The following is a 14,242-nucleotide window of genomic DNA, read 5'->3' as shown; positions in this document are numbered from 1 at the left end:
ATGGGGCTGATAGAGGACCTCTCAGAGGCTGCGACTCGCCAGCACACGCCGAAGCTCGCGTTTGTGGCACCGCCTAATACTTATCACACATCAAGTGCAAGTGTGGTTGAGGCGGGCGATATTGATCTTTTGGTCAGGGCGATGTCGATGGGACAGTTGCACCACGCCATGATGGGCACCGCAGCGGTGGCTATCGCTGCGGCGGCGTGCGTACCGGGCACGCTGGTCAATCAAGCGGCGGGCGGCGGCGAGCGTGACCAAGTCACCTTTGGTCATCCGTCTGGCACCTTAACCGTCGGCGCAAAAGTCGATGAGCAAGGTGGGCAATGGTGCGCTCGGCAAGTCAGTATGGGCCGCAGCGCAAGAATTTTGATGGAGGGCGTTGTGCGTGTTCCCTCCGATGTCTTTCACTCTGTTCAATAACCAGAGTGCCAATAGCTAAAGACAGTCTGGAGGAAGCAGCATGTCTGAGTATCAAAAGCAGTATCAATGGGCAAAAGAATCGCCAGAGCAGTTCTGGCAAGCACAAGCCGAAGCGATTGATTGGTTTGAAAAACCAACCACGGTATTAGCGGAGGATGACAACGGGATTGAACGCTGGTTTCCTGACGGTGTGATGAATACCTGCTGGCTCGCGCTCGATTACCATTGTGAGCAGGGACGCGGCGCCAAAACGGCGCTGATTTATGACTCCCCTGTGACAGGAACCAAAAAGCGCTACACCTATCAAGGTATGCGTGATCAAGTGGCTAAAATTGCAGGAATGCTCAGCGCGCAAGGCGTCACCAAAGGCGATCGCGTTGTCATCTACATGCCGATGATCCCAGAGGCCGCCATGGCGATGCTGGCGTGTGCTCGGCTGGGTGCGATTCATTCGGTGGTGTTTGGCGGATTTGCACCTAACGAGCTCGCGGTGCGCATCGAAGATGCCGAGCCTAAGGTAGTCATTACGGCTTCTTGCGGCATAGAGATCAATAAAGTGATTGAATACAAGCCGATGGTCGATAAGGCGATCATGGATAGCCGCTGGAAACCGGAAGCGGTGTTTGTGTTGCAGCGTGAACAGTGCCAAGCAGCACTCACACATGAGCGAGATGTCGATTGGCACCAGGCGTTTGAGGCGGCGCTGCCTCATGCCTGTGTGCCTGTATTGGCAACCGATCCGCTCTATATCTTGTACACATCCGGCACGACCGGCAAACCCAAAGGCGTGGTGCGCGATAATGGCGGCCATGCGGTAGCGATGAAGTATTCAATGAGCGCCATCTACAACGTACCGCAAGAAGGCGTGTACTGGGCGGCATCGGATGTCGGCTGGGTAGTCGGTCACTCTTATATTGTCTATGCGCCGCTGCTTCATGGTTGCACCACCATTTTATTTGAGGGCAAGCCGGTAAGAACGCCCGATCCCGGTGCTTTCTGGCGCGTGTGTGAAGAGTATCAAGTGGATGTGCTGTTTTCTGCGCCGACGGCATTTCGCGCTATCAAGAAAGAGGATCCGCAAGGGGAGTTTCTACGCCAGTACGATTTGTCCAAACTGCAGACGATTTTTATGGCCGGCGAGCGGCTTGACCCGCCCACACTAGAGTGGGTTGAACAGCAAACGGGCAAGCCTGTGATCGATCACTGGTGGCAAACCGAAACGGGCTGGGCGATTGCAGGTAATCCGATAGGGATTGAAGCGATGCCCGTTAAAGCCGGTTCGGCAACCAAGCCAATCCCGGGCTATCAAGTCGACATCTTGGATGAGCTAGGGGAGATCGCAGCGCCTGGTCAGCAAGGCTTTGTGGCCCTTAAACGGCCTCTGCCGCCAAGCTGCCTACCGACGGTGTGGCGCAATCATGACCGATTTGAGTCCGGCTATTTGAGTCAATTTCCCGGCTACTACGTTTCAGGGGACGGCGGTTATCTTGATGAGGAGGGCTACTTGTTCATCATGGGGCGGATTGATGATGTGATTAACGTGGCGGGTCATCGCCTTTCCACGGGCGAGATGGAGGAGATTGTCGGTGCGCATCCCGCGATTGCAGAGTGCGCGGTGGTCGGAATTCATGATGATTTGAAAGGGCAACTGCCACTCGGTTTTGTAGTGCTAAAAGATGGTGTGAAGATTGATTCACTAGAGCTCGAAGGTGAACTGATTGGCAAAGTGCGTGATGAGATTGGCGCGGTGGCGTGCTTTAAACACGCGCTGGTCGTGGAGCGCCTACCCAAGACGCGCTCTGGTAAAATCTTGCGCCGCACCATTCGTCAAATCGCCGATGGTGAAAAGTATACAGTCCCATCGACCATTGATGACCCAACCAGCCTAGATGAAATCATGAAAGCGCTGAACTCTTAACCCGTCATTCTGCGCGCCATCCGCTCGTTATTGGGGCGGCGCGCAGGTTATCGTCAATAATCCTTTGCAACGCTTGCAATCGCGCAGTTTGCGACCCAAACTAATGCTTTACCGTAAAACCGCCTCAGCATGAAGATTCGCAGCGCCATCGCGCAAGACCTCGATACCCTCAACGAATTGATGTTTCAGCTCCATGATGAGCATCATCAACAGTCGCCGGACTATTTCAAATCTGCCGAAGAGATAGAGCAAGAGAAGAGTATTGCGCGTTATCTCGATAACCCTGAATGCTTGGTTTTGGTCGCATTGGATGTATCAAGCCAACAGATTGTCGGCTTTGTGTCTGGTCACTTTTGTGAACTGATTTCTACCGTTAGCCAACCGTTGCAAATGGGATCACTGGATGAGTTGTACGTGTTGCCCACCTATCGCCAACAAGGTGTGGCTCAACAGTTGTGTGATGAGATGGCGCATCGATTTGAGCAATATGGTGTCGAAGAGATGTTTGTTGAAGTGTGGCAGTTCAACCAAAGTGCCTTAGCTCTCTATGACCGATTGGGGTTTGAGCCTCATATCCATTGGTTGAAGAAGACACTGAAATAACCGTTTTGGTCATGCGATAAAAAGTAATGAGGCCGTCACACGGCCTCATTGATTGGGTTGCGCTTACCGCTTAGTTATCGGCGTTGAGCACAAACTGCTCAATCACTAAGGCAACGCCATCGTCGTTATTACTCGCGGTGATGTGATTGGCGATGGCTTTGGTGCCTTCCATCGCGTTTTCCATCGCTACGCCTAACCCAGCGTATTCGAGCATGTGGTGATCATTCTCCGCATCACCCATACAGATCACGGCATCAGCCTCAATACCGAGGTGCTGGGCAATCGCGCCGACGCCGACGCCTTTGTTGCTCTGCTGGCTCAAAAATTCCAGGAAGAAGGGGGCACTTTGCACTATGGTGAAGTCGCCGTGAAAATCAGCGGGAATATCACCGATAGCTTGGGTGAGCTTCTCTGGCGCACCCACGATCATCGCTTTGATGATTTCATGGTCGTCATGCAACTCGTCAAAATCCATCAAGGTGACAGGAATTTTGTTGATGGTGGACTCAATACCGGTAAATTCATTCATCTCTGGCGTGATAAGGCCTAGTTCACTGCTGAATGCATGACAATACAGGTCAAGCTGTTTAGCTAGCGCAGCAACACGTTTTGCACTCGCCCCATCAATGATCGCTTGGTGAATGACCGTATCACCGCCGAGCTCTTTCACCATAGAGCCGTTAAAGTAGACAACAAACTCGCCGTCAGCATAGAGGCCAAGTTCTTCAATCGCACCACGCATTCCATCGATTGGGCGGCCAGAGGCAAGCACGACCTTAACGCCTTGTTCACGAGCCTTGGCAATGGCTTGTTTGGTGCGAGGGCTTATAGTTTTATCACTGGTGAGCAGGGTGCCATCCATATCCAGTGCGATCAATTTGTACATAACGGGCATCTTAAATTTGCAAAAACAAAGTCTCGCAGAATAATCCTTCATCGCTTAATGATCAATTTATGATTTAGTTGACCTAAACGCCGAGCTCCTTTATGGTCTCGCCCTTGCAAAATGATTAGATGACAAATTGGGCTGATTAACCTTGTATAAAGTGAATGAATTGTTTGAAACCATCCAGGGTGAAGGGGTCTTTACAGGGGTTCCTTCGGTGTTTGTGCGCCTGCAAGAGTGTCCTGTCGGATGCGCTTGGTGTGATACCAAACAGACCTGGGCTGCGACGCCACAAGATGAAACCTCGTTTAAACAGATCGTGGTCAAGCAAGGCGATTCACCCACTTGGTGCCGCGCAGACGCGAGTGCGATCGTTGAACAATATGTCGCTCAAGGTTATCAAGCCAAACATGTTGTGATCACGGGTGGCGAACCTTGTCTTTATGACTTAACGCCTTTGACCGAAGCGTTTGAAGCGATCGGTTGTCAGTGCCAAATTGAGACCAGCGGCACTTATGAGGTGCTTGCGACAGAAACAACATGGGTGACAGTGTCACCAAAAATCGCTATGAAAGGTAAGCTTCCGGTGCTGGATAGCGCGCTACTTCGCGCCAATGAAATTAAGCATCCGGTTGGCACACAAAAAGACATCGATCAGCTGGATACTTTGCTAAGCCGTGCGAAGGTGCCGAGTCGCACCACCATTGCATTGCAACCGATCAGTCAAAAGCCGCGCGCGACACAACTTTGTATTTATACTTGCATCTCGCGCAACTGGCGGTTATCTATTCAGACGCACAAGTATTTGAGTATTGCTTAAAGGAATTGAAGATGAAGAAAGCGGTCGTCGTATTTAGTGGTGGACAAGACTCCACTACCTGTTTGGTTCAAGCACTGCAAGAGTACGATGAAGTGCACGCGATAACCTTTGATTATGGCCAGCGCCACAAACTTGAAATTGAGGTGGCACAAAACCTAGCGAAAGAGCTTGGTGTCGCAGCGCACAAAGTCATGGATGTGGGTCTTCTCAATGAGTTAGCGATTAGCTCACTAACGCGCGATGACATTCCTGTTTCTCATGAACTGCAAGAGAACGGTTTGCCGAACTCGTTTGTGCCTGGGCGCAATATCTTGTTTCTCACTCTTGCGGGCATCTACGCCTATCAGATTGGTGCAGAGGCGCTCATCACTGGTGTCTGTGAAACCGACTTTTCAGGTTATCCAGATTGCCGAGATGAGTTTGTTAAAGCAATGAACAGCGCCTTGGTGAAAGGGATGGACCGACCACTGGAGATTGTGACACCACTGATGTGGCTCAATAAAGCGCAAACGTGGGCACTGGCAGATCAATATCAAGCACTCTCTCTTATCAAAGAGAAAACTCTGACGTGTTACAACGGTATCATCGGGGACGGCTGCGGTGCCTGTCCTTCGTGTGATTTGCGTAGAGCGGGCCTTGACGCCTATCTCGACAACAAAGAGGTGGTTATGGCAGAGCTTGCAGAGAAGCAGCGCTAACCAATTTTTGTGAAATACAAAACGCCCTGCAAGTGCAGGGCGTTAATGTTTTTACAGGAACACCTGATGGCAAAGCGCTTACGCGAGGTAAAGCTTAGCGAGATCAGAAGGCTCAACTTCCTTGCCTTCCAATTGTGCGTTCCAGTTGGTGCCGATGAGCACGCCGTCTTCTGCGAGCGTCAATAGCCAATCTTCAACAAAGATATCCAGAGGGATCTCTAGGACTTCAAAGTCTGCCCACTCTTCAACGTTATGCGCTTGAGCATCCTCTTTTGAGGACCAAAACGGCATCACTTCGCTGTTCTCAAATTCTGAAGAGTCGCAAGATAGCCAACCTTCTTCGTTACGCATGCCCCAAACCAGTTTGCTCTGTTGCGTTTCTGCGACGAATAGTTCCAAGTTAGCTTGGATATCTGATGTTAATTTGCTCATTGTAAAGCTCTCTTAAAGTAGTTCGGCTGTAGGGTAGCACTCTGGACCAAGAAGCGAAACTCCTGTGCGACGTTTCTGCCATCAAGTTGCAGCAAAACTGACGCACAAGGCGTTATTTCGGAATCGTGGTAAAGATCGTCCACTCTTCTTTGACGTGACCTTTATGCCCAACCACACTGGCAACGACTTTTCTGTTCATGGCATGTGAGACTTCGTCTTCACCCGTGTCAGAGACGTTGTCACCAAAACCCACAACGCGAATTCGGCTCGGTGTTACCCCATAGCCAACCAGCGCCTGGCGTACCTCTTCTGCACGTTGCTTCGACAGCGCGAGATTGTGTTCAGAGTTGCCAGTTTTACTGGCAAATCCCTGCAACTCAATCGAGGTTTCAGGGTATTGGTCAAGAAACGCAGCCATCGATTCTATTTGTGGGTAAAACGGTGTCGCGATTTCAGTAGAGTTGTTATCGAACAAAATATGCAAACTTAACGCCTGCGAGGTTTTGACGAAGGTGCCACAGCCATCATTATCGATGTCCGCTTTTTCAGGCGTACCCGGGCAGAGATCGCGCGCATTGACCACGCCGTCATTGTCGTCGTCTTCGAGATCGGCGATTTGGATGGGTTTTGGGGGTTGAATATAGTCAAACTCATCGTCAGATAATACCGACGTTGAAAGTGTGGCACACGATAGGATAAGGGCAAAAATTGAGACTTTCATATTAGTATTCTACAGCTTGGTTCCATGGCTCTGGGGTGTTGACTCTAAGGGCGGATAGTAGGTTGCCAGTGGCGTTCATCACTCGATATTTGGCGTACTGCTCATCGTATTTCGCATCGAGATAGTCTTTGCGGGCTTCAAACAGCTCGTTCTCCGTGTTGAGCAAGTCGAGGAGTGTACGTTTGCCCAGTCGGTATTGTTTGTTGTAAGCAATGACCGTCTGTGAGGCGGAGTCAACATGATCAGCCAGAAACTCTTTTTGCTGTAAGGTAAGGTCCAGCGCGCTCCATGAGAGACGTAAACTCTCCTCAACTGAGCGGAATGTGCGGTCACGGAAATCTTTGGCTTTATTTAGCTGATACGCTGCGCTTTCAGTGCGATCTGCATCCGATCCGCCATTGTATAGGTTATAGCGCATACGCAGCATGGCGGAGAACTCCTCCGCAGAACCTTCGTAGCCGCCAGCGTCGTCGCGCCACGTCTGATTGGCTTCAATGGACAGCGTAGGGAAGTTGACGCCTTTGGTCTGCTCATATTGAAAGCGTGCTGAATCGACATCCGCTTGCGCGACTTTGATGACGGGATGAGTCTCGTAAGCTTTGTTGAGCGCTTCGTCTAACGTATAAGGAATAGCCGTCTGATCGGCACGAGGAAAAGTCAAACCTTGAGGTGATTGACCCACCACGCGCTGAAATTGAGTGTGGGTATCGAACAAATTGTTCTGAGCGGCCAGCAAGTTTCCGTGAGCTTTCGCTATACGAGCTTCAACTTGGGTCAAATCGGCTGTCGAACCAATACCGGACTCGACGCGTCTTTTAATATCACGGTAGATCTCTTTATGAATGGCGAGGTTGCTCTCGGAAAGTTGCAGAACTTCGAATGCCTTGACCGCGTCTAAATAGATGTCCGCTACTTCAAGCGCCATGTCTTGCGCTTCTGCCAACAATTGAAAACGCACCGACTCTGCGTCTGCCGCCGTGCGGTCCATATCGTTCAGGGTTGATGAACCATCCCACAATAACTGGGTAAGAGACAGAGTCGCTTCTTTGCGGTTGAGGTCATTTTCAACCCCGGTTGCGAGATCAACGGCTTCGTAGCCAATGCCTGCATCGAGATCGATTGACGGCAAATAGGCCCCGGACGCGGCTTCGGCGTCATAGACTTTGCTCATGAATTCGTTAAACGATGCTTTGATGTCAGGATTGGTCGTTAAGGTATAAGCGACCGCTTGTTCGAGTGTTTGACTATGAGCTGGACAGCTAAGAGCTACCAAGCAGCCCACCACTTTCAACGTGTTCCAATTCAACTTTCATTCTCCATGAGATACAACGAGCGGGCATGATAGCGAACACCCACGTCTCATAAATGAGATTAAACCATTTATGGTGTCAATGAGCTAGCACTTTACGGTGATTGTGACTAACGTAGGCTAACATTTATATAACCTTTAAAGTTGCAACAGAATTCGGAGCCTGGACCTAGTCAATTTTGTTAATTTATCGATACGACGTTTCAGTTTAAGTGCGATAAAAATGGGATCTTGGTTCATGTTTATAAAAGTTGTGACCTGCCGCTTGTATCTAAAATGTTGCAAAGTGACAGGGTTAGAAATCGGTTTGTTGAATTAACGCGTAGTGTTAATTTATAGCTGTGATTAATAAGTCTTTGCTTACCATCATCACATTAAAGCAGAGATCATTAGAAAGGATTAGAGGCGCGTTATGAGTTTTGTCACGCATGCATTGATCGGTAACCTAGCCGGTGGTCAAATCATTGTTATTGATAAAAATGGCAATGTAAGAATCGTCAATGAAGGAGAACAACTCCTTCCCGGCGAAGTTGTCATTTCCGGCGATGCCAGCCTCGTTGAATCCGCATCAAATCCTGAAGTCAGCGTAAACCTGGTTCAAGACAGTGGTGACCTCACGGACATCACAGGTGAAATCGATGCCATTTTCGCTGCATTAGAAGAAGGCGTAGACCCAACCCAATTAGGCGATGAATTCGCCACCGCCGCCGGTGGAACCTCCGGCTCATCGCTAACCCCAACGGGAACGATTGAGCGTGATGGGGTAGAAGCCTTAGCGAGTACGAACTTTGATACTTCAGGTTTGGAGTCAATTGGATTATCGACTACTCAGAGTCTCGCTTTATTAAACCCTCAATTCTCCCCTATTTTTGTTGACATCACCAACGACCCGTTGGGTGAAAGTACGACGGTTGTTACTGACGAAGATACACCGATCAGTGGCACGCTAACCGCTACCGATCAGAATACTCAAGATACCCTAACTTATTCTCAATCTACTGCACCTACTAATGGTACTGCTGTCGTCAACCCAGACGGCACGTGGACATACACGCCTAATGAAAACTACAACGGCCCAGATAGCTTCACTGTTATTGTTGATGATGGCAATGGCGGTACAGACACGCTCGTTGTAAATATTGACGTGACTCCGGTGAATGACGCACCGGTGGCGATACCGGAAAATGTAGCAGTAGACGAAGATTCCACTGTAACTGGAACTATCACAGCTACAGATGTAGACCTTCCTCCAGGTTCAAATCTTGTTTTTACTACTTCAGAAATAGTCGAAGGGTTGACTCTTAACCCAGACGGGACTTATGTGTTTGACGCATCCTCATACGATCAACTATCAGAAGGCGAAGAACTTATAATCACTGTGCCTGTTACAGTAACGGATGATCTCGGTGCGAGTGATTCCACAGCATTGACCATCACCATCAATGGTGCGAACGACGGCGCGAAAATCACAGGCGATGATAGCGGCAGCGTGACCGAAGACGCGGCGGATAACACCGCGACGGGCACCTTGCTCGCAAGCGACGTGGACAACACAGACAACGTGTTCCAGGCGCAAACCGATGCGGCGGGCCAGTACGGCACGTTCAGTGTGGATGCGAACGGCAAGTGGACCTACGTGCTGGATAACGGCAACGAGACGGTCGATGCGTTGAACGTGGACGATACACTGACAGAAACCTTCACGGTGAAATCGGAAGACGGCACCGAGCAGGTGGTGACCATCACCATCAATGGTGCGAACGACGGCGCGAAAATCACAGGCGATGATAGCGGCAGCGTGACCGAAGACGCGGCGGATAACACCGCGACGGGCACCTTGCTCGCAAGCGACGTGGACAACACAGACAACGTGTTCCAGGCGCAAACCGATGCGGCGGGCCAGTACGGCACGTTCAGTGTGGATGCGAACGGCAAGTGGACCTACGTGCTGGATAACGGCAACGAGACGGTCGATGCGTTGAACGTGGACGATACACTGACAGAAACCTTCACGGTGAAATCGGAAGACGGCACCGAGCAGGTGGTGACCATCACCATCAATGGTGCGAACGACGGCGCGAAAATCACAGGCGATGATAGCGGCAGCGTGACCGAAGACGCGGCGGATAACACCGCGACGGGCACCTTGCTCGCAAGCGACGTGGACAACACAGACAACGTGTTCCAGGCGCAAACCGATGCGGCGGGCCAGTACGGCACGTTCAGTGTGGATGCGAACGGCAAGTGGACCTACGTGCTGGATAACGGCAACGAGACGGTCGATGCGTTGAACGTGGACGATACACTGACAGAAACCTTCACGGTGAAATCGGAAGACGGCACCGAGCAGGTGGTGACCATCACCATCAATGGTGCGAACGACGGCGCGAAAATCACAGGCGATGATAGCGGCAGCGTGACCGAAGACGCGGCGGATAACACCGCGACGGGCACCTTGCTCGCAAGCGACGTGGACAACACAGACAACGTGTTCCAGGCGCAAACCGATGCGGCGGGCCAGTACGGCACGTTCAGTGTGGATGCGAACGGCAAGTGGACCTACGTGCTGGATAACGGCAACGAGACGGTCGATGCGTTGAACGTGGACGATACACTGACAGAAACCTTCACGGTGAAATCGGAAGACGGCACCGAGCAGGTGGTGACCATCACCATCAATGGTGCGAACGACGGCGCGAAAATCACAGGCGATGATAGCGGCAGCGTGACCGAAGACGCGGCGGATAACACCGCGACGGGCACCTTGCTCGCAAGCGACGTGGACAACACAGACAACGTGTTCCAGGCGCAAACCGATGCGGCGGGCCAGTACGGCACGTTCAGTGTGGATGCGAACGGCAAGTGGACCTACGTGCTGGATAACGGCAACGAGACGGTCGATGCGTTGAACGTGGACGATACACTGACAGAAACCTTCACGGTGAAATCGGAAGACGGCACCGAGCAGGTGGTGACCATCACCATCAATGGTGCGAACGACGGCGCGAAAATCACAGGCGATGATAGCGGCAGCGTGACCGAAGACGCGGCGGATAACACCGCGACGGGCACCTTGCTCGCAAGCGACGTGGACAACACAGACAACGTGTTCCAGGCGCAAACCGATGCGGCGGGCCAGTACGGCACGTTCAGTGTGGATGCGAACGGCAAGTGGACCTACGTGCTGGATAACGGCAACGAGACGGTCGATGCGTTGAACGTGGACGATACACTGACAGAAACCTTCACGGTGAAATCGGAAGACGGCACCGAGCAGGTGGTGACCATCACCATCAATGGTGCGAACGACGGCGCGAAAATCACAGGCGATGATAGCGGCAGCGTGACCGAAGACGCGGCGGATAACACCGCGACGGGCACCTTGCTCGCAAGCGACGTGGACAACACAGACAACGTGTTCCAGGCGCAAACCGATGCGGCGGGCCAGTACGGCACGTTCAGTGTGGATGCGAACGGCAAGTGGACCTACGTGCTGGATAACGGCAACGAGACGGTCGATGCGTTGAACGTGGACGATACACTGACAGAAACCTTCACGGTGAAATCGGAAGACGGCACCGAGCAGGTGGTGACCATCACCATCAATGGTGCGAACGACGGCGCGAAAATCACAGGCGATGATAGCGGCAGCGTGACCGAAGACGCGGCGGATAACACCGCGACGGGCACCTTGCTCGCAAGCGACGTGGACAACACAGACAACGTGTTCCAGGCGCAAACCGATGCGGCGGGCCAGTACGGCACGTTCAGTGTGGATGCGAACGGCAAGTGGACCTACGTGCTGGATAACGGCAACGAGACGGTCGATGCGTTGAACGTGGACGATACACTGACAGAAACCTTCACGGTGAAATCGGAAGACGGCACCGAGCAGGTGGTGACCATCACCATCAATGGTGCGAACGACGGCGCGAAAATCACAGGCGATGATAGCGGCAGCGTGACCGAAGACGCGGCGGATAACACCGCGACGGGCACCTTGCTCGCAAGCGACGTGGACAACACAGACAACGTGTTCCAGGCGCAAACCGATGCGGCGGGCCAGTACGGCACGTTCAGTGTGGATGCGAACGGCAAGTGGACCTACGTGCTGGATAACGGCAACGAGACGGTCGATGCGTTGAACGTGGACGATACACTGACAGAAACCTTCACGGTGAAATCGGAAGACGGCACCGAGCAGGTGGTGACCATCACCATCAATGGTGCGAACGACGGCGCGAAAATCACAGGCGATGATAGCGGCAGCGTGACCGAAGACGCGGCGGATAACACCGCGACGGGCACCTTGCTCGCAAGCGACGTGGACAACACAGACAACGTGTTCCAGGCGCAAACCGATGCGGCGGGCCAGTACGGCACGTTCAGTGTGGATGCGAACGGCAAGTGGACCTACGTGCTGGATAACGGCAACGAGACGGTCGATGCGTTGAACGTGGACGATACACTGACAGAAACCTTCACGGTGAAATCGGAAGACGGCACCGAGCAGGTGGTGACCATCACCATCAATGGTGCGAACGACGGCGCGAAAATCACAGGCGATGATAGCGGCAGCGTGACCGAAGACGCGGCGGATAACACCGCGACGGGCACCTTGCTCGCAAGCGACGTGGACAACACAGACAACGTGTTCCAGGCGCAAACCGATGCGGCGGGCCAGTACGGCACGTTCAGTGTGGATGCGAACGGCAAGTGGACCTACGTGCTGGATAACGGCAACGAGACGGTCGATGCGTTGAACGTGGACGATACACTGACAGAAACCTTCACGGTGAAATCGGAAGACGGCACCGAGCAGGTGGTGACCATCACCATCAATGGTGCGAACGACGGCGCGAAAATCACAGGCGATGATAGCGGCAGCGTGACCGAAGACGCGGCGGATAACACCGCGACGGGCACCTTGCTCGCAAGCGACGTGGACAACACAGACAACGTGTTCCAGGCGCAAACCGATGCGGCGGGCCAGTACGGCACGTTCAGTGTGGATGCGAACGGCAAGTGGACCTACGTGCTGGATAACGGCAACGAGACGGTCGATGCGTTGAACGTGGACGATACACTGACAGAAACCTTCACGGTGAAATCGGAAGACGGCACCGAGCAGGTGGTGACCATCACCATCAATGGTGCGAACGACGGCGCGAAAATCACAGGCGATGATAGCGGCAGCGTGACCGAAGACGCGGCGGATAACACCGCGACGGGCACCTTGCTCGCAAGCGACGTGGACAACACAGACAACGTGTTCCAGGCGCAAACCGATGCGGCGGGCCAGTACGGCACGTTCAGTGTGGATGCGAACGGCAAGTGGACCTACGTGCTGGATAACGGCAACGAGACGGTCGATGCGTTGAACGTGGACGATACACTGACAGAAACCTTCACGGTGAAATCGGAAGACGGCACCGAGCAGGTGGTGACCATCACCATCAATGGTGCGAACGACGGCGCGAAAATCACAGGCGATGATAGCGGCAGCGTGACCGAAGACGCGGCGGATAACACCGCGACGGGCACCTTGCTCGCAAGCGACGTGGACAACACAGACAACGTGTTCCAGGCGCAAACCGATGCGGCGGGCCAGTACGGCACGTTCAGTGTGGATGCGAACGGCAAGTGGACCTACGTGCTGGATAACGGCAACGAGACGGTCGATGCGTTGAACGTGGACGATACACTGACAGAAACCTTCACGGTGAAATCGGAAGACGGCACCGAGCAGGTGGTGACCATCACCATCAATGGTGCGAACGACGGCGCGAAAATCACAGGCGATGATAGCGGCAGCGTGACCGAAGACGCGGCGGATAACACCGCGACGGGCACCTTGCTCGCAAGCGACGTGGACAACACAGACAACGTGTTCCAGGCGCAAACCGATGCGGCGGGCCAGTACGGCACGTTCAGTGTGGATGCGAACGGCAAGTGGACCTACGTGCTGGATAACGGCAACGAGACGGTCGATGCGTTGAACGTGGACGATACACTGACAGAAACCTTCACGGTGAAATCGGAAGACGGCACCGAGCAGGTGGTGACCATCACCATCAATGGTGCGAACGACGGCGCGAAAATCACAGGCGATGATAGCGGCAGCGTGACCGAAGACGCGGCGGATAACACCGCGACGGGCACCTTGCTCGCAAGCGACGTGGACAACACAGACAACGTGTTCCAGGCGCAAACCGATGCGGCGGGCCAGTACGGCACGTTCAGTGTGGATGCGAACGGCAAGTGGACCTACGTGCTGGATAACGGCAACGAGACGGTCGATGCGTTGAACGTGGACGATACACTGACAGAAACCTTCACGGTGAAATCGGAAGACGGCACCGAGCAGGTGGTGACCATCACCATCAATGGTGCGAACGACGGCGCGAAAATCACAGGCGATGATAGCGGCAG

The 14,242-nt window shown here is 53.1% G+C and carries 10 protein-coding genes; 6 read left to right on the top strand and 4 right to left on the bottom strand.

The features are described from left to right. The 3 genes from AC6R0L_RS10735 to AC6R0L_RS10725 form a co-directional block, all read left to right on the top strand. A partial coding sequence (locus tag AC6R0L_RS10735; protein WP_500629126.1) for a PrpF domain-containing protein occupies positions 1-423 on the top strand: 423 nt, incomplete at its 5' end. A 40-nt stretch (positions 424-463) separates the two neighbouring features. After that, positions 464-2,341, top strand: coding sequence for a propionyl-CoA synthetase (locus AC6R0L_RS10730; RefSeq protein ID WP_500629125.1), 1,878 nt, complete (start codon positions 464-466; stop codon positions 2,339-2,341). Between the two features lie 129 nt (positions 2,342-2,470). Further along, a complete protein-coding gene (locus AC6R0L_RS10725; protein WP_500629124.1) occupies positions 2,471-2,944 on the top strand; it encodes a GNAT family N-acetyltransferase in 474 nt (157 codons plus the stop codon). Positions 2,945-3,014: 70 nt separating this feature from the next. Here the strand turns inward: AC6R0L_RS10725 and AC6R0L_RS10720 are convergent, their stop codons facing one another. Continuing rightward, the gene (locus AC6R0L_RS10720) at positions 3,015-3,830 is read right to left on the bottom strand and encodes a Cof-type HAD-IIB family hydrolase (protein ID WP_500629123.1); all 816 of its coding nucleotides are present in this window, start codon (positions 3,828-3,830) and stop codon (positions 3,015-3,017) included. Positions 3,831-3,981: 151 nt separating this feature from the next. Between AC6R0L_RS10720 and queE the strand changes: the two genes are divergently transcribed. Then, positions 3,982-4,650, top strand: a complete 669-nt coding sequence (gene queE / locus AC6R0L_RS10715) for a 7-carboxy-7-deazaguanine synthase QueE (protein WP_500629122.1) — start codon at positions 3,982-3,984, stop codon at positions 4,648-4,650. An 11-nt stretch (positions 4,651-4,661) separates the two neighbouring features. Continuing rightward, a complete protein-coding gene (gene queC, locus AC6R0L_RS10710) occupies positions 4,662-5,348 on the top strand; it encodes a 7-cyano-7-deazaguanine synthase QueC (RefSeq protein ID WP_500629121.1) in 687 nt (228 codons plus the stop codon). Positions 5,349-5,426: 78 nt separating this feature from the next. Here queC and AC6R0L_RS10705 read toward each other — a convergent pair whose 3' ends face one another. The 3 genes from AC6R0L_RS10705 to AC6R0L_RS10695 all read right to left on the bottom strand — a co-directional run bounded on the left by AC6R0L_RS10705 (position 5,427) and on the right by AC6R0L_RS10695 (position 7,807). Then, a complete protein-coding gene (locus AC6R0L_RS10705) occupies positions 5,427-5,780 on the bottom strand; it encodes a DUF2750 domain-containing protein (RefSeq protein WP_500629120.1) in 354 nt (117 codons plus the stop codon). Between the two features lie 112 nt (positions 5,781-5,892). After that, on the bottom strand, positions 5,893-6,501 hold the full coding sequence (locus AC6R0L_RS10700) for an OmpA family protein (RefSeq protein WP_500629119.1): 609 nt from the start codon (positions 6,499-6,501) through the stop codon (positions 5,893-5,895). A 1-nt stretch (position 6,502) separates the two neighbouring features. After that, positions 6,503-7,807 carry a TolC family outer membrane protein gene (locus tag AC6R0L_RS10695; protein WP_500629118.1) on the bottom strand — a complete coding sequence of 435 codons (1,305 nt, stop codon included), beginning with the start codon at positions 7,805-7,807 and terminating at the stop codon, positions 6,503-6,505. A 415-nt stretch (positions 7,808-8,222) separates the two neighbouring features. Between AC6R0L_RS10695 and AC6R0L_RS10690 the strand changes: the two genes are divergently transcribed. Beyond that, positions 8,223-14,242, top strand: a 6,020-nt coding sequence (locus AC6R0L_RS10690; RefSeq protein WP_500629117.1) for a VCBS domain-containing protein, incomplete at its 3' end; no start/stop codon positions are given.

This window comes from Vibrio sp. R15-SG3-ISO1A, assembly GCF_059833955.1.
This window is presented reverse-complemented; position numbering and strand designations above follow the sequence as displayed.

Bases quoted from the DNA above. Each gene is read 5' to 3' on its own strand.
- AC6R0L_RS10730 (WP_500629125.1), top strand. From the start codon at position 464: ATGTCTGAGTATCAAAAGCAGTATCAATGGGCAAAAGAATCGCCAGAG.
- AC6R0L_RS10725 (WP_500629124.1), top strand. From the start codon at position 2,471: ATGAAGATTCGCAGCGCCATCGCGCAAGACCTCGATACCCTCAACGAA.
- AC6R0L_RS10720 (WP_500629123.1), bottom strand. From the start codon at position 3,830: ATGTACAAATTGATCGCACTGGATATGGATGGCACCCTGCTCACCAGT.
- queC (WP_500629121.1), top strand. From the start codon at position 4,662: ATGAAGAAAGCGGTCGTCGTATTTAGTGGTGGACAAGACTCCACTACC.
- AC6R0L_RS10705 (WP_500629120.1), bottom strand. From the start codon at position 5,780: ATGAGCAAATTAACATCAGATATCCAAGCTAACTTGGAACTATTCGTC.
- AC6R0L_RS10700 (WP_500629119.1), bottom strand. From the start codon at position 6,501: ATGAAAGTCTCAATTTTTGCCCTTATCCTATCGTGTGCCACACTTTCA.